22 protein-coding genes are annotated in these 24112 nt (G+C 66.5%); 11 read left to right on the forward strand and 11 right to left on the reverse strand.

The genetic code is table 11. The annotated features are described in order from the left end of the window. Positions 1–59: 59 nt before the first annotated feature. The 4 genes from KVT39_RS03200 (at position 60) to KVT39_RS03215 (ending at position 3938) form a co-directional block, all read left to right on the forward strand. Positions 60–1595 carry a phytoene desaturase family protein gene (locus KVT39_RS03200; protein ID WP_368858905.1) on the forward strand — a complete coding sequence of 512 codons (1536 nt, stop codon included), beginning with the start codon at positions 60–62 and terminating at the stop codon, positions 1593–1595. Positions 1596–1725: 130 nt separating this feature from the next. Further along, entirely contained in the window at positions 1726–2184 is a 459-nt protein-coding gene (locus tag KVT39_RS03205; RefSeq protein WP_131946531.1) for an MEKHLA domain-containing protein, read from the forward strand. A 301-nt stretch (positions 2185–2485) separates the two neighbouring features. Then, complete coding sequence (locus KVT39_RS03210) at positions 2486–2794, forward strand: helix-turn-helix transcriptional regulator (protein ID WP_034180436.1); 309 nt, start codon at positions 2486–2488, stop codon at positions 2792–2794. A gap of 82 nt (positions 2795–2876) precedes the next feature. Next, the gene (locus KVT39_RS03215) at positions 2877–3938 is read left to right on the forward strand and encodes an alkene reductase (RefSeq protein WP_034180437.1); all 1062 of its coding nucleotides are present in this window, start codon (positions 2877–2879) and stop codon (positions 3936–3938) included. An 18-nt stretch (positions 3939–3956) separates the two neighbouring features. Here KVT39_RS03215 and KVT39_RS03220 read toward each other — a convergent pair whose 3' ends face one another. Further along, the gene (locus KVT39_RS03220; RefSeq protein WP_131946529.1) at positions 3957–4484 is read right to left on the reverse strand and encodes a GNAT family N-acetyltransferase; all 528 of its coding nucleotides are present in this window, start codon (positions 4482–4484) and stop codon (positions 3957–3959) included. Between the two features lie 87 nt (positions 4485–4571). Between KVT39_RS03220 and KVT39_RS03225 the strand changes: the two genes are divergently transcribed. Together KVT39_RS03225 and KVT39_RS03230 are read left to right on the forward strand one after the other, a co-directional pair. Beyond that, complete coding sequence (locus KVT39_RS03225) at positions 4572–5183, forward strand: LysE family translocator (protein ID WP_131946528.1); 612 nt, start codon at positions 4572–4574, stop codon at positions 5181–5183. Between the two features lie 39 nt (positions 5184–5222). Next, on the forward strand, positions 5223–5561 hold the full coding sequence (locus KVT39_RS03230) for a hypothetical protein (RefSeq protein WP_175747448.1): 339 nt from the start codon (positions 5223–5225) through the stop codon (positions 5559–5561). Here KVT39_RS03230 and KVT39_RS03235 read toward each other — a convergent pair. Further along, positions 5539–6537 carry a phosphatidylinositol-specific phospholipase C gene (locus KVT39_RS03235; RefSeq protein WP_243712241.1) on the reverse strand — a complete coding sequence of 333 codons (999 nt, stop codon included), beginning with the start codon at positions 6535–6537 and terminating at the stop codon, positions 5539–5541. The two genes, KVT39_RS03230 and KVT39_RS03235, sit on opposite strands and share 23 nt — an antisense overlap. A 6-nt stretch (positions 6538–6543) precedes the next feature. On the opposite strand from KVT39_RS03235, the gene KVT39_RS03240 reads away from it, so the two are divergent. Then, positions 6544–7566 (forward strand): LacI family DNA-binding transcriptional regulator, encoded by a 1023-nt coding sequence (locus KVT39_RS03240; RefSeq protein WP_131946526.1) that lies wholly within the window; start codon positions 6544–6546, stop codon positions 7564–7566. Positions 7567–7598: 32 nt separating this feature from the next. On the opposite strand, the gene KVT39_RS03245 is transcribed toward KVT39_RS03240, so the two are convergent. From KVT39_RS03245 to KVT39_RS03255, 3 genes are read right to left on the reverse strand one after another with little or no spacing between them, the layout of a single operon-like run. Further along, a complete protein-coding gene (locus tag KVT39_RS03245; RefSeq protein ID WP_175747443.1) occupies positions 7599–8459 on the reverse strand; it encodes a carbohydrate ABC transporter permease in 861 nt (286 codons plus the stop codon). Next, positions 8456–9325, reverse strand: coding sequence for a carbohydrate ABC transporter permease (locus KVT39_RS03250; RefSeq protein WP_131946524.1), 870 nt, complete (start codon positions 9323–9325; stop codon positions 8456–8458). Before KVT39_RS03250 ends, KVT39_RS03245 begins: the two co-directional genes overlap by 4 nt. Positions 9326–9359: 34 nt before the next feature. Further along, positions 9360–10598, reverse strand: coding sequence for an ABC transporter substrate-binding protein (locus tag KVT39_RS03255; protein ID WP_217587765.1), 1239 nt, complete (start codon positions 10596–10598; stop codon positions 9360–9362). Between the two features lie 416 nt (positions 10599–11014). Between KVT39_RS03255 and KVT39_RS03260 the strand changes: the two genes are divergently transcribed. The 4 genes from KVT39_RS03260 to KVT39_RS03275 all read left to right on the forward strand — a co-directional run bounded on the left by KVT39_RS03260 (position 11015) and on the right by KVT39_RS03275 (position 16324). Continuing rightward, on the forward strand, positions 11015–11578 hold the full coding sequence (locus KVT39_RS03260; protein ID WP_131946522.1) for a fimbrial protein: 564 nt from the start codon (positions 11015–11017) through the stop codon (positions 11576–11578). Positions 11579–11670: 92 nt separating this feature from the next. After that, on the forward strand, positions 11671–12414 hold the full coding sequence (locus KVT39_RS03265; RefSeq protein WP_217587767.1) for a molecular chaperone: 744 nt from the start codon (positions 11671–11673) through the stop codon (positions 12412–12414). A 233-nt stretch (positions 12415–12647) separates the two neighbouring features. Continuing rightward, positions 12648–15269 (forward strand): fimbria/pilus outer membrane usher protein, encoded by a 2622-nt coding sequence (locus tag KVT39_RS03270; protein ID WP_217587769.1) that lies wholly within the window; start codon positions 12648–12650, stop codon positions 15267–15269. 50 nt (positions 15270–15319) lie between these two features. Beyond that, the gene (locus tag KVT39_RS03275) at positions 15320–16324 is read left to right on the forward strand and encodes a fimbrial protein (RefSeq protein ID WP_131946519.1); all 1005 of its coding nucleotides are present in this window, start codon (positions 15320–15322) and stop codon (positions 16322–16324) included. A gap of 44 nt (positions 16325–16368) precedes the next feature. On the opposite strand, the gene KVT39_RS03280 is transcribed toward KVT39_RS03275, so the two are convergent. The 6 genes from KVT39_RS03280 to KVT39_RS03305 form a co-directional block, all read right to left on the reverse strand. Then, on the reverse strand, positions 16369–17577 hold the full coding sequence (locus KVT39_RS03280; RefSeq protein WP_217587770.1) for a porin: 1209 nt from the start codon (positions 17575–17577) through the stop codon (positions 16369–16371). 156 nt (positions 17578–17733) lie between these two features. Then, on the reverse strand, positions 17734–18672 hold the full coding sequence (locus tag KVT39_RS03285; RefSeq protein WP_034180446.1) for a helix-turn-helix domain-containing protein: 939 nt from the start codon (positions 18670–18672) through the stop codon (positions 17734–17736). 68 nt (positions 18673–18740) lie between these two features. Then, positions 18741–19328, reverse strand: coding sequence for a DUF3156 family protein (locus KVT39_RS03290; protein WP_217587772.1), 588 nt, complete (start codon positions 19326–19328; stop codon positions 18741–18743). Next, positions 19325–20827, reverse strand: a complete 1503-nt coding sequence (locus tag KVT39_RS03295; RefSeq protein ID WP_217587774.1) for an APC family permease — start codon at positions 20825–20827, stop codon at positions 19325–19327. The genes KVT39_RS03290 and KVT39_RS03295 overlap by 4 nt, the downstream gene beginning before the upstream one ends. Before the next feature lie 252 nt (positions 20828–21079). After that, positions 21080–22420: an aspartate aminotransferase family protein gene (locus tag KVT39_RS03300; protein ID WP_217587776.1), complete on the reverse strand. Its 1341-nt coding sequence runs from the start codon at positions 22418–22420 to the stop codon at positions 21080–21082. 69 nt (positions 22421–22489) lie between these two features. Further along, a complete protein-coding gene (locus tag KVT39_RS03305; protein ID WP_217587778.1) occupies positions 22490–23992 on the reverse strand; it encodes an aldehyde dehydrogenase family protein in 1503 nt (500 codons plus the stop codon). Positions 23993–24112: the final 120 nt, after the last annotated feature.

A 24112-nucleotide genomic window follows, 5' to 3' on the forward strand; every position in this document is an offset into this window, starting at 1 on the left:
ATGCGGTCGAGACTTGCCGCAACTTCACCATTTATGCACGATACGCAATATTGCTCATCGTGCAAATCATGAAGGATCGTATGACGAGCAATGGCAAGGAACCCGTCGTCGTGATCGGCGCAGGCCTGGCCGGCCTGGCTGCCGCGCTGACGCTGGCACGCAATGACAGACCCGTCGTCGTACTGGAGGCCTCGAACGAGGCCGGCGGCTGCTGTTCCACCACGACGGCCAATGGGTTCACATTCAATAACGGCGCGATGTATGTCGCGGTGCCCTCGCTCATTCGTGCGTCGTTCCGGCGCCTTGGTCTCGACTTCGATCGCGAGGTTCCGATGGTGGCCATTGAACGGCCTCACGTTACGCATCTGGAGAATGGAACGGCCGTTCATCTATCCAGTGCCGGCACGTCGTATGTGGAAGGCGACAGGGAGGATACGCGGACACGGCAACTGCGTGACGGCCTTGGCAGGCTCCAACAGCAATGGGGCCCTGTCTACCGCGCGCTGGTTGACGAAGTTCTGCCGCAGGAGCCTTCGCTTCTACGGACGTTAAGCAAACTGTGGCGTTACCTGCCCCGCATGAACGGGCATGTCAGCCACCTGATCACGTCGCACTTCGCCGATGCGGACCTGCAGGCGGCGGTTGCATCGACACTGCTCTACACCGGGCAACCGCCCGATCGCCTTCCGGCAACGCAGATCATCGGCTTGCTGGCCATGCTGGAGGAGGGATTCCATTTGCCTCGCGCAGGCATGGGCGCCATCAGCTCCGTGATGGCGCGCGAACTGTCCAGACGGTCGGTGCCGATCAGGTTCGGTGCCCATGTACGCGAAGTCCTCGTGGAGAACGGGGCCGCCCGGGGCATCGTTCTTGCAGACGGCGAGCGCATCTCGACCGATTGCGTCGTGGCGACGTGTTCAGGTTTCGAAGTGGTCCGCCACCTGTTGCCCGCGCACGCCCTCCCTCGGCGGCTAGCGCACAAGGCTCGAGCGGCACCGCTCTCGCATCGCGCGATTTCAATCCAGATCGGTTGCTCCGGAGCCGTGCTGCCACGCGCCTTCATTACCAATCATGTTCCCCCGATGCCACAACAGGCGGCCATGCATGTATCGACGCCCGGGGTTCCTCGCTGGCTCGCCTACACGTGTCCGTCACAGGTGCTGCCAGGGCTTGCGCCAAACGGCAAGGCAGTATTGGAACTGTATGCGCCGGCAACGGGAGTCGACTCTGCATCGAATTGGACGAGCGCGATGACGCAGGCCGTGGTCGGCGACTATCTCGACGCGATACAGGCCCATCTCCCCGGCCTTTGCCTGGAAGACGTCCGCGTATCGGATCCGCAGGATTTCGCGCACGGACGGCACCTATACGAAGGAGCGCTCTACGGCATTGCGCCGGGCACCACGCCCGACAAGTTCTTTCCGCATCGGACCGGGCTGCGCGGCCTCTATCTCGGAGGACAAACGACGTTCCCGGGGTATGGCGTACCCACGGCAATTTTCTCCGGCGTCCAGGCTGCGGAAGCGGTCGTGCAGGACATGCGGGGGCATGTGCGGGTTGCGCCTTGCATGACTTCGGGCAGGTCGATCCAGTGAAGCGGAAAACTTGAGCAGGATCTTCATCCGGGCGTTTTCGAACTATCCGGGAGAATCGGTGACAGCCCCAGCGTCGAACGAAGCTGCTGTATCGTAACGGCTTCCGATATTTCCGGGTGTGATGTGACAGATGACTCCGCTCTTTCGCAATCCAGCCTTCTATCAGTTGCTTGCCGACAGCCATGCTCGACTGCTCGGTCGCCCGCTCGTGCCCGCCACCGTTCCCGAGAATGACGCAACCGAGTGGCTCTATGAGAGCGCCCCGTTCGCAGTGCTTGCACACAACACCGACCCCGATCCGCTTTTTATCTATGCCAACAAGGCCGCGCAGCGCCGATTCGGATATGGCTGGGATGAAATCACCCGGCTTCCGTCCCGGCTCTCTGCCGAAGCGCCGAATCGCGAGGAACGGCAGCAATTCCTCGCACGCGTACAGCGGCTCGGTTACGAGACCGGATACAAAGGGGTTCGCATCACGAAATCCGGCCAGCGCTTCATGATCGAGGAAGCAACCCTGTGGCAACTTCTCGATACGGATGGCGGATTGCACGGCCAGGCAGTCGTCATTCCCCGTACACGTGACATCTGATTGCATTACCCGCGGTCCGCGCGACACAACGCAAAGCCGGAATTGATTGCGCCCCCAACCGGAGAAGGAGCACGTGCGGCGATCGTGCGTGCAGCGCCCGACCACCCGGCGCATCGTGATCGATGGTTGGCTCTGGCCCCATGGCATGTGCCGGTCAACCTCGCGCGGCGATAGCGAATCGCCTCGATCGACAGCTATCGCCCCCATAGCCAGCAGGGCTTTCAAACATATCGTCAAATTCCGATATATGATTCGCCCATCGACGATACCCGTCTGCCCGACCGAAACAACCGCTCCATCCATGCCGACCGAAATCGACATCGACGCGATCCTGAAAGCGCTGTCCAACCCCGTGCGCCGCGAAATCCTCAACTGGCTGAAAACGCCGGGCGAGCATTTTCCGGCGCAGACGCTGCCGTACGACCACGGCGTCTGCGCGGGGCAGATCGACGCGCGCTGCGGGCTGTCGCAGTCGACCGTTTCCGCGCACCTCGCGACGCTGCAGCGCGCGGGGCTCGTGACGTCGACGCGGATCGGCCAGTGGGCGTTCTTCCGGCGCAACGAGGCCGTCATCGACGCATTTCACGACGCTTTGCGCCGCGATCTCTAGCCAACCGGCCGTATCGGCCACGCGGGCCCGCGTTGCGCATGACGCGATGGCGTGCCCGCCTTTCGTGAAGAGGTTATCTGTCATGCCCACGCTGTTCGATCCCGTTACCCTCGGCGAACTGACCCTGCCGAACCGCATCGTGATGGCGCCGCTCACCCGCTCCCGGGCGGGCGCGACGCGCGTGCCGAACGCATTGATGGCCCGCTATTACGCCGAGCGCGCATCGGCCGGCCTGATCATTACCGAGGCGACCTCGGTCACGCCGCAGGGCGTCGGTTACGCGGACACGCCCGGCATCTGGTCCGACGAGCAGGTCGAAGGCTGGAAGCAAGTGACGCAGGCCGTGCACGCGGCCGGCGGGCGCATCGTGCTGCAACTCTGGCACGTCGGCCGGATCTCCGATCCTGTATTCCTGAACGGCGACCTGCCGGTCGCGCCGAGCGCGATCGCCGCGGGCGGCCACGTGAGCCTCGTGCGTCCGCAGCGTCCGTACGTGACGCCGCGCGCGCTCGAACTCGACGAAATTCCGGGCATCGTCGCCGCATACCGTAAGGGTGCCGAAAACGCTAAGGCGGCCGGCTTCGACGGCGTCGAGATCCACGGCGCGAACGGCTACCTGCTCGACCAGTTCCTGCAGGACAGCACCAATCGCCGCACCGATGCCTACGGCGGCCCGATCGAGAACCGCGCGCGCCTGCTGCTCGAAGTGGTCGACGCGGCGATCGACGTGTGGGGCGCCGGCCGTGTCGGCGTGCACCTCGCGCCGCGCGGCGACGCGCACACGATGGGCGATTCCGATCCGGCGGCAACGTTCGGCTATGTCGCGCGCGAGCTGGGCCGCCGCAAGATCGCGTTCATCTTCACGCGCGAATCGTATTCGGGCGACCACTTGAGCCCGCACCTGAAGGAAGCGTTCGGCGGCCCGCTGATCGCGAACGAGCAGTTCACGCTCGACACCGCGCAGGCCGCACTCGCGAGCGGAAGCGCCGACGCGATCGCATGGGGCAAGCTGTTCATCGCGAATCCCGACCTGCCGCGCCGCCTCGAACTCGGCGCGCCGCTGAACCAGCCGGTGCCGGAGACGTTCTACGCGGAAGGCGAAACGGGCTACACCGACTACCCGGCGCTGAGCGACGCGGCCTGACGGCCGGGCAGCACGTGTTCAGGCGCGCACGTCCGCGCGCATGAACACGCGCTGTGTCTCGTCGAGCCCGCGCGCGACGTGATGCGCGCGGACCGCGCGCAGCGTGTCGTCGAGCGATGCGTCGTCGATGATCCGGAAACCGAGGCGCGCGTAGTACGGCGCGTTCCACGGTGCATCGCGGAACGTCGACAGCACGACCTGCGCGATCCCGCCCGCCGCCGCGCGCGCGTTGATCGCTTCGATCAGGCGCGCGCCGATCCGCTGTCCGGCATGCGACGGCGCGACATCCAGTTCCTCCAGATACAGCCGCTGCGCATCGAGCAGCCGGTAGAACGCAAACCCGACGCACGCGCCCTGCGCATCGACCGCGACAAGCGCGCGGCTGTCGTCGATACGCGCAAGCACGTCGGCCGCATCGGTCGGCTCGCCATCGGCGATGCCGGCCATGCCGATCTCGCGAAACCGCTGCGCGGCGGCGACCTCCACGGCGGCCATCGCGGCCGCGTCTTCCCGCGTGGCGGGACGGATCAGGATCGATGCAGTCATGACGGCAATTCAGGCAGGCAGTCTGGAACGGCCGTCACTATAATCGAAACTTCATACGTTTCGAACGCCCCACCCACGAGGTCCGTCATGACGTTGTCCGCGCTTGCCGTCTTCGCCTTCGCCCTGCTCGTCACCGCCGGCACGCCCGGCCCGAGCGTTGCCGCGCTCGTCGCGCGCGTGCTGACGAACGGCGTGCGAGACGTGCTGCCGTTCCTCGCGGCGATGTGGCTCGGCGAAGCGCTGTGGCTCACGCTCGCAGTCGCCGGGCTGTCCGCGTTCGCACGCACGTTCGAGACGGGCCTGATCGTGCTGAAACTGCTCGGCGTCGCGTACCTGCTGTTCCTTGCGTGGAAGATGTGGACCGCGCCGACCGGGACGGGCACGGACGACCTGCCGCGCGGCCAGTCGCCGTGGCGCATGTTCGTCGCGGGCATGCTGGTCACGCTCGGCAATCCGAAGATCATGCTGTTCTATCTCGCGCTGCTGCCGACCATCGTCGATCTGACGCACGTGGGCGTTCTCGCATGGGCCGAACTCGTCGGCACGATGCTCGCGGTGCTGATCCTCGCCGACTGTTTCTGGTCGCTGCTCGCGGTGCGTGCGCGGGCTTTTCTCACTTCGGCGCGCGCGAAACGGATCGCGAACCGCACGAGCGCGACCGCGATGGCCGGTGCGGCGGTGGCGATCGCGACGCGGTAGCCGGCCGATCCCGCGCCACACCGCCCCCTACCGCCCGCCATGTCGCAACTCGGGAAGATTCCTGCCGCACTCGCCGCGCAATCGATTTCCCGTCGCGAGATCGTGCTTCCGCTCGACGCCGCGCTCGAATGCATCGATTATTGCGAGCGTCATCGCATTCCGATCTACGGGTGGGAAGGCTGGGTTCTGACTGCCGACGGACGAGTCGGACACGGCAGCGCGCCGCAGGGCACAGTGAGTCTTGAAGACTTGCCGCTTGAAGATGCCGCCGCGTTCTGTCGCAGCACGATGGTGTCCGACGCACAGGCGTGGCGCGACGAGTACCCCGAAACGACCGACCGGCTCCATTTCTGCATCACGATCGGCAACGCGCGCTGATCGTCGTAACCGTGCAATCGCACCGGCACCCGGCCGGCGATCCGCAACGGCAATCCGATCGTTGCCCCCGTAGGGATTCGTCATGAAAACCTGGCGCATGGTCGTTGCAATCGATCAGCGCGCGCACCAGCGCCCAATCGTCGTCATCGCAGAAATCAAGCAGCATCGCGCCGCACCGGCCGCGCTGCTCGCGCAATCGTTCGGCCAACCGCGCATGAATGCCCTGCACCCGGCCGTCGCCGTGCGCGACCGTCGACGGATTCGCGCCCATCCCAGTCCCGCTGCAGAAATTGATCGCCCAGCGCCCGCTTTCCGGCGTCGGCAAGTGCGTGAGCAACGTATCGATCGCGCGCCACTTCCAGCCGATCGACGCGGCCACCGGCACGCGGTATTCGTCCTGGATCACGAACGCACCGTCGGGATGATCGATCGTGAACGTCGCGTTGTCGGGCCACGCGGTCAGGTCGATACCGAGCGGCCTGCCGCTGCGAAAGCGCCGCAGCAGCACGACCGCGCCGCGCACGCCGCCGAGCGCGGGCAGCGTGCCGCCGGCATGCCAGCGCAGCCGCGGATGCCGCGCGCGATGCGCGTCGAACGTCGCATCGAAGCCGCGCGTGCACGCGTGCGCCGGCCATTCGTCCTTCACCGACATCACGATGCATTCGCGCGGATGCGCATCGAGAAAGCGCGTACAGGTTGCCAGCACGTCGTCGAACGTCATGCCGAGCGCGACGCCGCCGTGATGAATGTCGAACCCATCGCGCACGTGCCGGCAGCGGATATCGAGCAGCCGCACGCCGTGCGCGAGCTGCGCGTCGAGCGGCGCGCGCTGCGTGCGCACGAGCCGATCGTCGACGGTATACGCACAGGTGTCATGGCTGCCCGGTAGGGTCATCGTATGCAGCAGCCGCGCATCGTCGAGCACCGACATCCAGTCGGCGGGCGGCGTGCACGTATCGTGGCTCGAACGGATCATGACTCAATGAATGACAAGGAAAGAAAACCGTGGGTAACGGCGTCGGATGTCGCGGCGCGCGCCGGCGTATCGCGCTCTGCGGTATCGCGCGCGTTCTCGCCGACGGCAAGCATCGCGCCGCAAACGCGCGAACGCGTGATGGTCGCCGCGCGTGCGCTCGGCTACCAGGTCAACCTGATCGCGCGCGACATGATCACGCAGCGCAGCAGCATGATCGGCGTCGTAACGGCCGGCTTCGAGAATCCGTTTCGCGCGCGGCTGCTGACGGACCTGATGGCCGCGCTCGGGCAGCGCGCACTCACGCCGCTCGTGACCAACGCGGAAGATCCGCGCCAGGTGCGGCAATCGCTCGAGCAACTGCTCAGCTACCGGATCGCGGGCCTCGTGATGACGTCCGCGTCGCCGCCGCTGTCGGTGGCGCAGCAGTATCTCGAACACCGGATCCCCGTCGTCATGATCAACCGCGACGCGAACCTGCCGGGCGCGGATGTCGTCGTCAGCGACAACGCGGCGGGCGCCGCTCATGCGGCGCAGCGGCTCGTGCGGGCCGGCGCGCGCCGGCTCGCGTTCGTCGGGCCGCGCGGCGCAAGCTACAGCGCGCAGTCGCGCGCCGCGGCGTTCGAGCATGCGATCGAGCACGGTGACGCATTCGACGCGACGCTCACGCGCGTGCTCGACACGCCGTCCGACATGCATGCATGCGGGATCGACGCCGCGCGGCAACTGTTCGCGTCCGGCGAGCGGCCCGACGGCGTGTTCTGTTCGTCCGACCTGCTCGCACTCGGCGTGATCGACGCCGCGCGCAGCGAATTCGGGTTGCGCGTGCCGGACGACCTGCGCGTGATCGGCTTCGACGACATCCCGGCCGCCGAATACGACGCCTATCGGCTGACGACGCTCCGGCAGGACACGCGCAGCCTCGCGCATGCAGCGGTCGACTTGCTTGCCGACCGAATGCAGACGTTCGACGGCCCGTCGCGCACGCGCGTCGTGCCGGTCACGCTGGTGGTGCGGCATAGCTGCGCATGACACGGTGAAATCGGGCGCGGCGTTGCCGCGCGTCACTTCAACCCGCCCGCGAATCCGCGCAACAGGTAGCGCTGCACATAACCGGCCACGGCCAGCGTGGGCAGCGACGCCATCAGCCCCGCGCTCATCAGGTCGCCCCAGTCGATGCCGTTCTCCGTCACATAACCGGCGATCGCGAGCGGCAGCGTGAAGCGGCTCGGCGTCGACACGAACAGCAGCGCGATCAGGAACTCGTTCCATGCGGCAATGAACACGAAGATCGCGGTCGCGATCAGCCCAGGCGCGCACAGCGGCAGCACGATCTGCACGAGCCGTCGGGCCAGCCCCGCGCCGTCGATGCATGCCGCTTCCTCGTATTCGACCGGCACGTCGCGCACGAACGCGAGCAGCATCCAGATTGCCATCGGCAACGCGTAGATCTGATACGCAAGCATCAGGCCGAGCGTCGAATCGAGCAGGTGCAGCCGCTTCGCGAGCGCGAACAGCGGCACCGCGATCGTGATCGGCGGCATCAGTTTCAACGCCAGCACGAGCACCAGGAACAGCAGGTCGAGCCGCGCCGGAAACCTCAGTCGCACGAGCGCATACGCAGCCGGAAACGCGAGCGCCAGCGCGAGCAGCGTCGTGCCGAATCCGACCAGCAGCGAATTGAAGAGCGGCGCGCCGATGCCGTTGGACCACACCGACGCGAAATGCTCGAAGGTCGGCGCGGCCGGCCAGATCCGCAACGGATGATCGAGCCGTTCGAGCGTCGGCATGAAGGCCGCGCCGGCCATCCACAGGCAAGGCAACAGCAACAGCGCGAGCGCGGCAACGCGCAGCGCCCACGGCACCGCGCGACCGAATGCGGCGCCCGCTCGCGCGCGTGAGATGCCAGCGGGTTGCGCCGTCATGCGCGCCGCTTGCGAACCGTCTTCCATACATACCCCGAGACCAGCAGCGCGGACGCCGCGAGCATCAGCACCGACGCGGCACTCGCCGGACCGACGTTGAAGAAGCGAAAGCCCGTGTCGTAGATATAGGTCGACAGCGTCTGCGTCGCGTTGCCGGGGCCGCCGCCCGTCAGCGCATAGACCTTGTCGAACAGCTTGAACGTGTCGATCGAGCGCAGCAGCAGCGCGAGGCCGATCTGCGGCGCCGCGAGCGGCAGCGTGATGTCGCGCAGGCACTGCCACTCGCTCGCGCCGTCGGTGCGCGCGGCTTCGTACAGTTCGGTCGGAATCGACTGCAGCCCGGCCAGCACGATCAGGAACGCCATCGGCGTCCACTGCCACACGTCGACGAGCGCGAGCGACCACAGCGCGAGATGCGGATCCGACAGCCAGCGCACGCCTTCGATGCCGAACGCCGCGAGCAACTTGTTCAGGAATCCGTCGAAGTTGAGCCAGTTGCGCCAGATCGCCGAACACACGAGCGTGGACAGCATCATCGGCAGGATCGCGAGCGGCAGCGCGATGCGCCGCCCCGGAAACGCACGCACGAACAGCAGCGCGAGGCCGAAGCCGAGCGCGACCTCGGCAAGCGACGCGACGATCGTGAAGCGCAGCGTATTGCCGAAACCGGCCGTGAACGCGTCGTCGCCGAGCACCGCGCGATAGTTCGCAAGCCCCGCGAACGCGCGGCGACCGGCCGCGTAGTCGACCCGGCAGAACGAGTCGATCAGCACCTGCGCGACCGGATACAGCGCGAGCGCGGCGAGCACCAGCAGCGCGGGACCGAGCAGCGCGACGAACGGCAGGCTGCGGCCGAAGGCTTTCATGCGCGGGTTCCGGGCGGCGTATCGAGGCGGGCCGTCACTTGCCGGCCGCGGCCATCGCCTGTGCGATCTTCTGCTGCGCCTGGCGCAGCGCTGCATCGGGCGCGACCTGCCCGGTCAGCGCGAGCTGGAGCTGGTCGCCGAGAAGGCTTTCCACCTGCTGCCAGTCCTTCACGCGCGGTCGCGCACGGCCGGCCTCGAGCGCCTTCAGTTGATCGGGATACCAGCGGTACTGGCGCACCAGCGCCGGATCGGCGAACACGCTGCGGCGGGTCGGCGGAATGCCGATGCCGGCGAGGCGCGTCTGCGTGTCGCGCGAGCTCAGGTAAGCCAGGAAGTCCTGCGCGAGCTTCGTATGCGGCGCGTCCTTCGGAATGCCCATCTGCCAGATGCCGAGCATCGGTGCCGGGCCGGCGGTCTGCCCGGGCGGCGGCTGCAGCGCGATCTGCCCGACCACGCGCGACTGCTTCGGATCGTCGAGCGCCGGCACCCAAGCGGGCCACACCTCGATCGACTGCGCGGCCGTGCCGCGCTGCAGCGCATCGCGCACTTCCGCCGCGCCGTACACGTCGACGTCCTTCGGCGCGGACGCCTTCAGCGCGAGGAACGTCTTCAGCGCGGCCTGCGCCTCGCGCGAATCGATCGTCACGTTGCCGGCATGGTCGAACACGTCGCCGCCGTACGCCCACAGGATCGGCAGGAAGCCCGTCACGACCGGGTTGCCCTTCGTGCCGCGAAACACGACGCCCGACACGCTCTTGTCCGCGCCGCCGACGGTCTGCGCGATCTTCAGCACGTCGTCCCAGTTGCGCGGCGGGTGCAGCTTGTATTTCGCGAGCAGGTCCTTGCGGTACGCGAACATCTCGACGTTGCCGACGATCGGCAGCGCATACAGCGCGCCGGCTGCATTGCGGCCGAGCGCGACGGCGGACGGCACGAGATCGGCGTCCGCGAGCGACGCCGGCAGCGGCTTCAGCCAGCCGTTGCCGATGAATTCGGGCGCCCACGTGTCGTCCATCATCACGAGGTCGTACGCGCCGGTGCCTTCGCGCATCGACAGCTTGAGCTTCTGGTACAGGTTCGCGTTCGGCAGCTTGAGCAGCTCGATCTCGGTTCCCGGGTGCAGTTTGTTGAAGCCGGCGACGGCGTCGGCCAGCCCCTTGCCGTAGATGTCGTCGCGGCCTGCGATGACGAGGTCCGCGGCAACGGCGTGCGTGGCGGCGAAGGACAGCGCAAGGGCGGCGGACAGCGCGCGCAGGCGGCTCAGCAAGGTCATGAGGTCTCTCTCGTTCGGCGTGGTGGCGGGACAGCCGGGCGTTGCACACGTGTGCAACCCGGGCGACGCTTCCGGCTGCCTGAAGCGAACGCCATTGTTCACGCCGATCGTTAAGAATTTATGGCAGCGCGCCGAGGCGGCCCGTAGGTCCGCATTCCCGCGGGGCACGACATCGACCGCTCCCTGGCTGCGATCGGTTGCGCGATATCGAACCAGTCCCATGATATTCCCGTACCGGCCCCAATACTCGTCTTAATTTGAATTAGTACGAGTCCTATTCGGCAATTAAATAATCTAGTACTCGTCCAATAAACAACCTTCTTATAAATCGAGATAATGATTTCCGGAATGCAATTCATCTGAACCGCATTTCCATTTCATTATTTCAAACCTCCTTTCCTCTCGGAAAAAAATCAATGAAGATCGCGACCAACAGCAAACTGCTCTCCCTCCTCGTCGTGTCGGCCGGCCTCGCGGCTGCTTCGGCGGCACACGCATCCGACGGCACGATCACCTTCACCGGCAATGTCATGGCATCGACCTGCAAGGTCGACAACGGCGGCAATGTGGCTGTCGCGCTTCCGCACGTCGGCGCCAACACACTCGAAGCACCGGGTTCGACGGCAGGCCGTACGCCGTTCACGCTGTCGTTGCAAGGGTGCGCGACGGGCGCCGGCAATCCGACGAAGGTCAGCGCCGTGTTCGAGTCGGGCTCGAACGTCGACCAGGCATCCGGCCGTCTCAAGCTCGACGCCGGCACGGAAGAACAGCCGGCGGCGCAGAACGTTCAGATCAACGTGCTGAACGACGCATTGACGCCGATCCATCTCGGCGCGATGGGCAGCCAAGGCTCCCAGGTCATCGATATTGCAGCCGATGGCAGCGCGAAGCTGAACTACTTCGCCGAGTACTACGCAACCGGCAAAGCCGCCGCAGGCTCCGCCAATTCGAAGGTGCAGTACTCGCTGACTTACCAGTAAGTCATGCGCGAATCCGTAGCCTTCCCGTGGAAGGCTACGGCCTCTCGCCGCACATCCATTTGCGAAAACATGAATCCAATCATCGAGCCGCCATGAAAATCTTCAAGTCGCTTCCAATCCTCGCACTGTTTTCCGCCCTGATGACATCGCACGCATACGCGGGCATCGTGATCTCGGGCACGCGTGTCGTGTTTCCTTCCACCGAGCGCGAAGTCACGATCAAGCTCACGAACGAAGGAAAGGCGCCCGCACTGGTGCAGGCATGGATCGACAACGGCGAACAGAATGCATCGCCCGACGACATCGAGGCCCCGTTTACGTTGACGCCCGCCATGTTCCGAATGGAATCGGGCAAAGGCCAGACGTTGCGCCTGATCTACACCAAGGAGCCGCTGCCGGCCGACAAGGAATCGCTGTTCTGGCTCAACGTGCTTGAAATTCCGCCGAAGGCATCGGCCGGCGACGATCGCAATCACATCCAGATCGCGTTCCGCTCGCGCATCAAGGTGATGTTCCGCCCGTCCGGCTTGCCCGGCAGCGCGAACACCGCCCGCAAGCAGCTCGAATGGCGCATCGTCCCCGCCGAAGGCAATCGCTATGCGCTGCAGGCGACGAACCCCACGCCGTACGTCGTCAACCTCGGCAACGTCGCGCTGAAGTCGGTAGGCCAAAAATATGACGCAGGGATGGGCTACATCCTCCCTGGCGGCCAGCAGCAGTTCCCGGTCAACGGCCTCGCCGCGCTCCCGGCCGCGAACGCCACCGTCGAGTTCGGCAGCATCGACGACTGGGGTGCGACAGTCGACAACGAGCAACCTGTTTCTTCAAAACCCTGATCCACAGGCGATCACACCAATTCGGCCCGCCGTCGGCGTCTCCCGCCGCCGGGCCCGGTTCCGGATTTCCAGCTCGAGCGAGCTGACGGGTTGGCAAGGCGCCAGCCCATTTCCGATCCCAACTCCACGCCGGCCGTTCCCGCCGCCGGATCCGTGCACCCCACCGCTTCGACGCCGGGCGGGGCCGAAATGCGCGCCGTGGCAATGCAAACAACACCAGGAGTGCACGGGGAATGACCTCGATTCGACATGCGCACCGTGACGCGGCGAACAACCCGCGTCCCAAAGCAATCTACCTGTTGATCCTGTCCAGCCTCGCGGCATGGTCCGACGCCGGTCACGCCGACGTCGCGGCCCCCGCGCGGGCCGCGCAGGCGCAGGTCGCGCACGTCGATTTCGCCCAGGTCGAATTCGATCCCGGATTCCTGAGCAGCCGCCCGGGCCAGAAAGTGGACGTGACGCGATACGGGCGCGGCAACGTCACGCCGCCGGGCGTCTATAGCGTCGACATCCACGCCGGATCGAACTGGGTCGGACGCTACGACGTGCCGTTCAAGACAGCCGAAGGTACACCAGACGCTCAGCCCTGCTTCGACGCGCGGCTGCTGAAACGCATCGGCATCGACTTTCGCAAGCTGCCGCCCGACCTCGTCGCCGAACTCGCCGTCGATGGCGAATGCCGGCGCATCGGTCAGGTCGTGCACGACGCGAGCGCGTCGTTCGATTTCGCCGAGCAGACGCTCACGCTGAGCATTCCGCAGGCATCGCTCACCAGCACCCCGCGCGGCTACGTCGATCCCGATCAGTGGGATGCAGGCGTGCCGATGGGCATGCTCGGCTACAGCCTCAATCTCTACGGTTCGAAGCATCAAGGCAGCGCAAGTCAGATGCAGGGCTATCTCGGCCTGAACGGCGGCGTGAACATCGGCAATTGGCACTTCCGCCACAACGGCTCCTATACGTGGTCGTCGCCCGGAGGCAGCCAGTACCAGGATATCGCCACCTACCTGCAGCGCGACCTGCCGTCGCTGTCGTCGCAGCTCGTCGTCGGCGAAAGCTATACGTCCGGCGAACTCTTCGACTCGGCGCAGTTCCGCGGCGTGCAACTGGCATCCGACGACCGGATGCTGCCCGATTCCCTGCGCGGCTATGCACCCACGGTTCGCGGCGTCGCGAACAGCAATGCGCAGGTGACGATTCGCCAGAACGGCGTGACGATTTACGAGACGACGGTTGCGCCCGGCGCATTCGAGATCAACGACCTGTATCCGACCGGCTATGGCGGCGACCTGAACGTATCCGTTACGGAAGCCGACGGCTCCGTGCATACGTTCGCAGTGCCGTATGCGGCGGTCCCGCTATCGTTGCGGCCCGGCATCGGCCGCTACAGCTTTACCGCTGGCGCATTGCGCAACCAGCAGGGCACGAGCAACCCGCTGTTCGCGCAAGCTACGTACCAGCGCGGCCTGACCAACCTGGTGACCGGCTATGGCGGCGTGACCGTCGCGGCCGGCTACGCCGCGGCGATGGTCGGCGCGGCGCTCAATACGTCGATCGGTGCATTTGGCGCTGACTTCACGCACGCCGCCACGTCGATTCCCGGCGTCAAGCGCTTCCACGGTTCGAGCCTGCGCGTGAGCTACTCGAAATCGATCCTCGCGACCGGCACCGACGTCGCGCTTGCCGCGTACCGATACTCGACGAGCGGCTATTTCAACCTGAACGACGCGATGCTCGCGCGCGACACCGTGCGGGACGGCGGCCGGCTCGACGACGTCTGGCGCCAGCGCAATCGCGCGTCGCTGACGCTCAGCCAGCGGCTCGGGGAAAAGGGCGGGCAGCTCAGTGTCACGGCGTCCGCGTCGACCTACTGGAATCGCCCCGGCTCCGACGTCAACTACTCGGTCGGCTACAACAACACGTTCAGGAACATCTCGTACAACCTGAGCGCGACGCGCCAGCGCAGCGCCGGCGGCAACATGAGCACGCTCTACTACGCCGGCGTGACGATCCCGCTCGGCCGCACGCGCCCCATGATGCTGTCGACCAACATCACGCATGACTCGCTCGGCCGCAGCCGGGTCCAGTCCGCGCTGTCCGGCTCGCTCGGCGAAGACAACGCCCTGTCGTACGGCTTGAACGTCGATCACGCCTCCGGCTCGGGCAGCACGTCGACCAACGGTGGCGCAAACGTCGCGTATCGCGCGCGCTTCGCGGAACTGAATGCGAGCGTCGGCGCCAGCACCGACTACCAGCAGGGCTCGATCGGCATTCGCGGTGCGGTGGTCGCGCATCCGGGCGGCGTCACGCTGTCGCAGCCGCTGTCGGAAACGTTCGCGATCGTCGAGGCACCCGGCGCCGCCGGCGCACGCATCTCGAACGCATCGGGCGCGCGGATCGACAGCCGCGGCTACGCGATCGTGCCGTACCTGACGCCGTACAACCTCAACACGGTCGAGATCGATCCGAAGGGTATTTCGATGGACGTCGAGTTGAAGGAAACGAGCCAGCAGGTTGCGCCGCGCGCGGGCGCCGTGCCGCTCCTCCGGTTTGCGACCGAAACCGGGCGTTCGATGCTGATCCGCGCACGCCGCGCGGACGGCAAGCCGCTGCCGTTCGGTGCAAGCGTCTACGACGCGACGGGCAAGCAGGTCGGCGTCGTCGGTCAGGCGAGCCGGATCTTCGTGCGCGGGATCGACGACAACGGCTCACTGACGGTGAAATGGGGCGACGACAGTCTCTCCGCCTGTCGTCTCACATACGAATTGCCGGTCGCGAAGAGCGAACGGAAATCGACCGGCTTTCAGACGATCAAGGGCGCCTGCGTGCCCGACGCGACCGTCGCGGCCCACTGACCCATTCGAAGGCCGTGCGCCGACCAACCAGACAAACGGAAAGAACACCCATGAAGATGCTGAACTTGCGATGGACCCCGAACCGGAATCGGCAAACCCGCAGCCGCGCAATGCGGATGCTCGCGCCGTGCCTGCTGCTGCTCGCGGCGTTCGGCGCGCATGCCGAATGCAATGTCATTTCCCAAACGCCCGTTTACGGAATGGTGCCGCTGTCGGGCACGATCAACGTTCCGCGCGACGTTGCCGTCGGGACTGAACTGGGGAAGATGGTAATGACACTTGCCGAGCGATTGGACTTCGCGTCCTGCTCCACAGCGGGCACGATGGTTCTCGACCGAAAACTTTCTTCAACACCCCATCTTCCGCCGACCTCAGACAAGGTTTATCCGACCAACCTGCCCGGCGTCGGTGTCAAGTTCCTTTACGGGAGCAGCACAGATCCATTTCCCTATCAATCCAGCATCACAGTGAAGGCAGGTTCAGTCTGGGGTATGGCTGCGGGTACTACATTTACATACGTATTCGTTGCGACGGGCCCCGTATCGGGTGGAACCATCGAGGCGACCGACCTGCCCACCGCCTCGTTCGAACTGCGCGGCAACGCGTATTTGACCGTCCAGGCGATAGGCAGCCTCAATTTCGCCGCGCTATCGTGCAAAACCCCGGACGTGACCGTCGACATGGGCACCGTGCGGGCGGCCGACATGAAGAGCGTCGGCGCAACATCCAACCCGGTCAGTTTCAAGGTGGCGGCCAACAACTGTCCGGCCGGCATCTCGAAGATCACCTATCAGTTCAAGGCGCCCAACGGCGTGCTCGACGCGGCGGCCGGCGTCGTTGCGCTGAGCGACGATTCCACCGCGCGCGGGTTCGCACTCAAGCTGATGGACGAGAACGGCGCGGCACTCCGGTTCGACTCGCCCTATCCGATCAATGTCGCGCCGACCGGCGGCTCGTACGCATTACCCATGAAAGCCGCGTATTACCGCACGAGCCAGACGATCAGCTCCGGGAGCGCGAATGCGATCCTCACGTTCACGATGTCCTATAACTGATCGAGCGTGCAGCCACGCCGGGTATCGTCGGTTCCGTCGCCCCGTCAGAAGTTCACGCGGATCCCGGCCATCACCGCCAGTTGCCGGCTCGAGTTGCTGTTCGCGAGCACCGGAATCTGCGCGTAGTTCGCCGCGTTGCCGTTCGTATCGGTGCCGAGCCCCGCGCCGCTCGCGATCTGGCCGATCGCGACCGCGTACAGCGCCGTGCGCTTCGACAAGCTGTAGTTCGTGCCGACGTTCAGCTGGTGGAAACGCGTCGTGCCGCGCCCGTCGGTATGCGCGGCGTTGAAGATGTACGCGACGCCGCCCTGCAGCGCGGGCGTGAACATGTACGTGACGTTCAGCTCGCCGATGTCGAACGTGAACGCCTGCGTGCGCGGCTGTGCGGCGGTCGAGAAATAGCGGCTGTCGCCGAGGCGCGTATGCGTATAGGTAAGCGCAACCGTCGCCGCGCCGAACGTCACCGAGCCGCCCGCGCCGAACGCGCGCATCGAGCCGGCATCCTGCAGCAGGCAGTACATCGCGCCCGGATTGCTGCACGCGAAATCGCCGATATAGCCGCTCGCGCCGCCGAGCGCCGCATCGAGAGGTTGGTGCAGGTCGAGGTAGCCGACCGAGAACGCCACCGGCGCGCGCGCGTACGTCGCGGCCACCGCATAACCGCGCTTCGCGGAAAAATCGCCGGCCTGCCCGCCGAAGCTGAACGTACCGCCGAACGTGAGGCCGTTGAAATCGGCGCTGGTGAACTTCACCGCGTTGTTGAAGTTGAACGCGGCGTTCAGGTTGTCGACGTCGCCGAGATGCGAGCCGTACGGCGTCGCCCAGTTGTTGCTCGACACATACGCGCCGAGCATGTCGGTGTACGAATCGTATTGCCGGCCGAGGCCGAGCGTGCCGATCCCGTCCTGGCGCAGCCCGACCCACGCCTGCCGGCTGAATGCGGTGCCGCCCTGCAGCGCCTGACCGTTCGCGGACAGGAACTGCTGCTCGAGCGTGAACACCGCGTCGAGCCCGCCGCCGAGCGGCTCGGCGCCCTGGAACCCGAAGCGGGACGGCACGAGGTTGCCGCCGCCCATCTGCCACGCATGGCCGCCGCCCGTGCTGCCGTCGGCACGCGTGAACTGCTGGTTCGTCGAGTAGATGATGCCGGTATCCACGGTGCCGTACAGCGTCACGCTGCCCGAGGTCTGCGCGTGTGCGTGCATGCAACCCAGCGTAGCCGCGGCCGCGGCCAGTCGTCGTCCGATCTTCATGTCCCGTCCTCTGGTGTCGTCGATTCGCAGTGCAAACCGATGATGTTGTCGATATGAGTGACGGGACTCTATCCAGCGAAAATTCAGGACCTCTATCGCAAATCGGCAAACGGTGGATCGCGCTGCCCGCGACGGTATCGTCGCGGTGCGCGTGCGTCAGTCGGGACGCGTCGTCTGGGAGGGCAGCTCGCCGAACAGGTCGCGATATTCGCGCGCGAAATAGCCGAGATGCGTAAAACCCCAGCTCGCGGCGGCCTCGCCGACGCCGAGCTGCTGTACCGGCGTCGTGCGCAGCATGCGCCGCACCGCGTTCAGCCGGATCGTGCGCAGATAACCGACCGGCGTGACGTCGGCAACGCGCTGGAAGCTGGTTTGCAGCGTACGGCGGCTGCAGCGCAGCGCGCGGCACAGTTCGAGCACGGTGACGGGTTCTTCGGGCCGGTCGCGCAGATGCTTCTCGCAGCGGCTCACGATGTCGCTGTAGGTGGCATGCGTGATGTCGCGGCGCTCGACGCCGATGCCCTGTTCGAGCGCATCGAGGAACATGCCGAGCATCGCGTCGCGGAACATCTTGCGGGTGGCCGCGTATTCGAGGTGGCCGGGGTCGCGCTGCGCATCGTCGATCAGCGACGACAGCCGCACGCCGAGCGCGACGCCCTGCGCGTCGGACAGCCGCGTCACGTGCCGCAGCTTGCGCGCGCCGGCCGCGCCGAATTCGGCTTCGCACAGCTCGTCGACCATGTCGGACGCCGCGCTGATCCCGACGAGCCCCATCCCTTCCGGCGTATGGAATTCGAAATCCTCGCCGGCGCGCAGCGCGAGCAGCGCATAACCGTCGACCGGCTGGCCCTGGAACGTGCCCGCGAGCGGCACGGACAGCGGCACCGCGAGCGACGTGCGTCCGGCCGGCGCGAGCCCGGTTTGCGCGACGCGCCGGTTGGTCGTTTCGCGGAAGAAGTGGAAATCGTCGTACAGCACCTGCGTGACCGTGCCCCTGAAGCGGCCCGGCGTCATCTGGCGGTAGACCTGATGCCAGCCCGCGATCGCGAGCCCGTGGTCGTGTACGTCTTCGTGCGAGCGTGACTGGAACAACATCGGCGCCTCCGGTAAAACCCTGATTCCTGGATGCGACCGAGGCGTTCGCCCCGCCGCAACGCCACAGCTTACCCGTGCAAAATCCTGCGCAGTGCCGTTTCGAATGCAAGACAGGCCGCCGACAACGCGGCCGCCTGCTCGCCGGTCAGCCGGACGTAGCGGCGAAACGACGGCATCCGGTTCACGACCTCGCTGCCGCCGAACGGCATGATCGCGAGCGTCCAGCGGCCGTCGCGCGCGTCGATCGCGCAGTCGGTCAGGTGCAGCGGCCGCAGCGCGTCGGCCAGCGACGGCTCGGCGACCACCGCAGCCACCGTGTCGACGAATCCGGGGTCGCATCCCGGCGCGGGCGCCGCGTCGATACCCGTGCGGCGCAGCCAGCCGGTCTGCCGCACACGGGCGCAGCCCTGCGCGGCCGGGCCGCATACGGTCACCGCCACCTTCACGCTGACCGTATGCATCAGGAACTGGCACTCGACGTGCTCTTCGACGTTTACGCACACGCCGTTCGGCAGCCTTACCGTCGGACTGCCCACACCGTCGGTATCGCGCACGGCATGCAGGTCGGCGAGCACGCGCGCGGCGATCGCGCCGGGCCGGTGGCCGGGCGGCGGCGCATCGGGCGCCGCGCGCCATCGAGCGAGCGCGGCCCTCACGACGCGACGTGCTCGTTGCGCAGCACTTCCTCGACCGGCACCGGCTTGAACGGATGCCGGCGCTGCACGACCAGCGTCCAGAACAGCGCGTACAGCGCGGTAAGCCCGAGCATCGCGCCGAACGGCACGTAGATGTCGCGCGCGTTCATGCCGGGCGGCGTGATGTACCAGATCGCGAGCACGATGCCGACGCTCGACACGATCTGCGGCAGCGGGAACAGCGGCGAACGATACGGGCGCGGCAGGTCCGGGCGGCGGATGCGCAGCATCACGACCGACGCGGTGACGAGCAGATACGCGGTGCCCCACGCGCAGGTCGCGGCGAGCACGAGGTGCAGGATGCTGTCGAGATTGCCGTTGATCAGCCATGCATGGAATATCGGCACGACCGCCGCCGCGACGATGCCGACCACCGGCGTCTTGAAGCGCGGATGCAGGTACGCGAAGCAGCGCGGCAGCGCGCCGTCGATCGCCATCCCGTACAGGATGCGCGGCAGTCCGGCCATCAGCGTGTTGATCGTCGCGGCGCCCGCGAACAGGAACGCGATGCCGAACCAGATGCGGCCGAAGGGCCCAAGCACCTGCAGCGCGAACGCGGGAATCGCGCCCGGCGTGTCGAGCAGGTGCGTGAGGCCGTCGGGGCTCACGGGCACGTTCGCGACCTGACGGCGGATCGCCGCGCCGTACAGGAACATGCAGATCGCGACGCCGACGAGGCCGATCGTCATCGCGCGCGGGATCGTGCGGCCCGGCGCCTTCATTTCCGGCGCGAGCGGCGTGACGAACTCGCAGCCGACGAACATGAACATCGCCATCCCGACCAGCGACAGCACGGCCGGCACCGACGTGCCGACTTCCGAGCCGCCGAACCAGCCGTCGAGATGCACGGCCGGCGCGGCCGCGAGCCCGAGAATCCCGAAGATCATCAGCGACAGCCACATGCCGGCCGTCAGCACGATCTCGAGCTTGCTGAACACCTTGATGCCGATGATGTTGGTGATCGCGAACGTGATTACGAGGCCGACGCCGACGAGCCAGGAGCTGTTGTGCTTCTCGAACGCGGCGTTCAGCGATTCGAAATTGACGAGCGCCATGATGCCGCTCAGGATCGTCTCCGCCGTGCCGGCGAACACGTGCACGAGGAAATACGCGGAAATCGTGCCGGTGATGGCCCAGAAGCGGCCCAGCCCGCACGACAGGTAATCGTAAACCGAGCCGGCCGTCGGCAGCATCGCGGCTGCTTCCGAGAACGTGGTCGCCTGCGCCTGCATCATCACGAACGCGATGATCATCGCGACCGCGAACGCCCAGCCGCCCATCCCGAAGCCCGACGTCGCGGTGAGGATCACCGGGCTTGCCATGATGAGGCCGACGGCGCTCGCCAGCGCGGTCGGAAAGCCGACCGCGCCCGCCTTCAGCGCCGTGCCGCCGCCCGCTTCGGCCGGCGTGCCGGCGGGCGTATCGCCCGCAGCGCCGGTAACTCCTGACCATCCCGACATCGTTGTCTCCTTCCTTTGTCGACCGGTGCCGGCGCTTCGGCCCCTGCTCCAGTCGAATGCTTCACGATCGGCCCGGGGGCGGAGCTTCAGCGCTTCGGCACCCGGGTCTCCTGTCGATCACACTTGATCCGATGTCGAAAAAATACGCAGGCAAAATAAACCGGTCATAGCGCAAATCGGCAAACCGGCGGCGGCGAGGCTGCCCACCGCCGGTTTGCGGTCACACTGTCACGCGCTCATGCCGCCATTCCGTCACGCGAACGGCACGGCCTCGAAGCCCGCCGCGAGCGCGTCGACGATCCGGTCGAGCTGTTCGCGCTGGATCACGAGCGGCGGCGACAGGATGATCTTCGTGCCGACCGGCCGCACCAGCACGCCGTTCTCGCGCGCGACTTCCGCAACCGCGTTCGCATAACCGGACAGCGGGTCGATCGGCTCGCGCGTCTCTTTGTTCGCGACGAGGTCGAGCGCGAGCATCAGCCCCTTGCCGCGCACCTCGCCGACCGCCGCGAAGCGTTCCGCGAACGGCCGCAGCGCCTCGAGCAGATACGCACCCTGCTTCGCCGCATTTGCCGGCAAGTCTTCCTTGACGACGATGTCGAGGCTCGCGATCGCGGCCGCGCACGCGACCGGATGGCCCGCATACGTGTAGCCGTGCATGATCGCGCCGCCGAAGTCCGCATTCGCGGCGAACGCGTCCTCGATCCGCGCGTTCACGACCGTCGCGCCGAGCGGCACGTAGCCCGACGAGATCCCCTTCGCGAGACACATGATGTCCGGGCGCACGCCCCAGCCGCGGCTGCCGAACATGCTGCCGCTGCGGCCGAAGCCCGTCACGACCTCATCGGCGATCAGCAGCACGCCGTAGCGATCGCACACCTCGCGCACGAGCGGCCAGTAGTTGGCCGGCGGCACGATCACGCCGCCCGCGCCCTGGATCGGCTCCGCGATGAACGCGGCGACCGTGTCGGGGCTCTGGAACTGGATCTCACGCTCGAGCATTTCCGCGCAGATCCGGCCGAGTTCCTCCGGGTCCTGCGTGAACGGGTTGCGGTACAGCCACGGTGTCTCGACGTGGAAGCAGCCGGGCAGGTTCGGCTCGTAGTTGCGGCGGAACACCGTGTTGCCGTTCACCGACGCGCCGCCGAAGTGCGTGCCGTGATAACCCTGCTTCAGCGAGATGAACTTCGTGCGATCGGCCTGTCCGCGCACCTTCCAGTACTGGCGCGCGATCTTCAGCGCGGTCTCGATCGCGTCGGAGCCGCCCGAGCTGTACAGCACGCGGCGCATCCCTTCCGGTTCGAGCATGTCGATCACCTTCTTCGACAGCTCTTCCGCGCGCGGATGCGAGATCCCGTCGAACAGCTGGAAGTATTCGAGCTCGTCGAGCTGGCGCACGATCGCGTCCTTCACTTCCTGGCGGTTGTGGCCGACGTTCACGTTCCACAGGCCCGCGACGCCGTCGACGAGCTTGCGGCCCTGTTCGTCGAACACGTAGCAGCCGTCACCGCGCACGATGCGGATCGGCTTGCGCTGCTTCATTTCGTTCGGGTGCACCATCGGATGCCAGAATTTTGCTTCGTTGTAGCTCATTGCAGTCTCCACTGTCGGATCGTTTGAACCTGGTCGTTCGGGGTCAAGGGTCGTGGTTCGCGCCGCGCGTCAGTGCGCGATGCAGACGGATTTGGTTTCGGTGAAGCCTTCGATCGCGTACTGGCCGAACTCGCGGCCGATGCCCGATTGCTTGTAGCCCCCGAACGGCATCGACGGGTCGAGCGGGATATGGCAGTTCACCCACACGGTGCCGGCTTCGATCTGCGGCACGAGGTTCATCACGCGCTTCAGGTCGTTGCTCCAGATGCTCGCGGCAAGGCCGTACGGCGACGCGTTCGCGAGGCGCACGGCGTCGGCCGCGTCGTCGAACGGCACGACGACGATCACCGGGCCGAACACCTCGTCGCGCACGATCGCGCTGTCCGGATGCGGATCGGCGATTACGGCCGGCTTCACGAAATAGCCGGGCAGGTCGTCGGCCGGCGTGCCGCCCGCAAGGAACGTGAGGCCGGCGCGGCGCGCGCCTTCGATGTGCTGGACGACCTTGTCGCGATGGTGCGCGGAGACGAGCGGGTTGATCTGCGCGGTCGTGTCGAGGCCCGCGCCGAGCTTCATCGACTGCGCGACGCCCGCGAGGCCGTCCGCGAGCTGCGCGAACTTGCTGCGATGCACGTAGATGCGCGACGCGGCCGCGCACACCTGCCCCTGGTTGAAGAACGCGCCGGCGGCGACGCCGTCGAGTGCCTGCGCGACGTCGATGTCATCGAGCATCACGATCGGGTTCTTGCCGCCGAGTTCGAGCGAGAAGCGCGTCATGTTCTGCACGGCAGCCGCGCCGACCCGCTTGCCGGTCGCGGTCGAGCCCGTGAACGAGATCTTTGCGATCGACGGATGGCTCGCGAGCGCGGCGCCGCACGTGCGGCCGCCCGTGACGACGTTGAACGCGCCGGGCGGCACGCCGGCTTCGCGAGCGAGCTCGGCGAGACGCAGCGCGGTGAGCGGCGTTTCCGGCGACGGCTTCAGCACGATCGTGCAGCCGGCCGCGAGCGCGGGAATCAGCTTCCACACCGCGATCATCAGCGGGAAATTCCACGGCACGATCGCGGCGACCACGCCGACGGGTTCCTTGCGCGTATAGGCCGTATAGCGCGTGCCGGGCGGGAACGGGATCGACACGTCGAGCGTCTGGCCGGTGATCTTGGTCGCCCAGCCGGCCATGTAGCGCACGTATTCGACGCTCGCGCCGACCTCGATCGCGCGCGACACGTGGATCGACTTGCCCTGGTTCAGCGTTTCGAGCTGCGCGAGCGTTTCGGCGTCGCGTTCGATCAGGTCGGCGAGTTTCAGCAGGATGCGCTCGCGGTCGGCCGGGCGCAGGCCGCTCCACACGCGCGTGTCGAACGCGTGCTTCGCGCTGGCGACCGCGCGGTCGACGTCGTGCTCGTCCGCATCCGCGACCGTTGCGAGCCGCTCGCCCGTCGCGGGGTCGTACACGTCGAGCCGCGCTGCCGCGTGCGCGGGCTGCATTTCACCGTCGATGAAGAGGCCGAAATCGCGCGCAACGAAGGTGCGCACGGTGTCGCTGACGGCGACGAAATTCGTGTTGCTCATAAGCGTCTCGAGGATTGTCGTGGCTGGACCGCGTGCGCGTGGGCACGCGGGCGTCGGACCACTGTATCGACGACGGATCGCGCTCGGTGAGCGCAAATTGGCAGCGCGTTAGGGAGGCGC

The sequence above is a fragment of the Burkholderia sp. GbtcB21 genome (assembly GCF_019091065.1).
Lineage (GTDB): Bacteria > Pseudomonadota > Gammaproteobacteria > Burkholderiales > Burkholderiaceae > Burkholderia > Burkholderia pyrrocinia_C.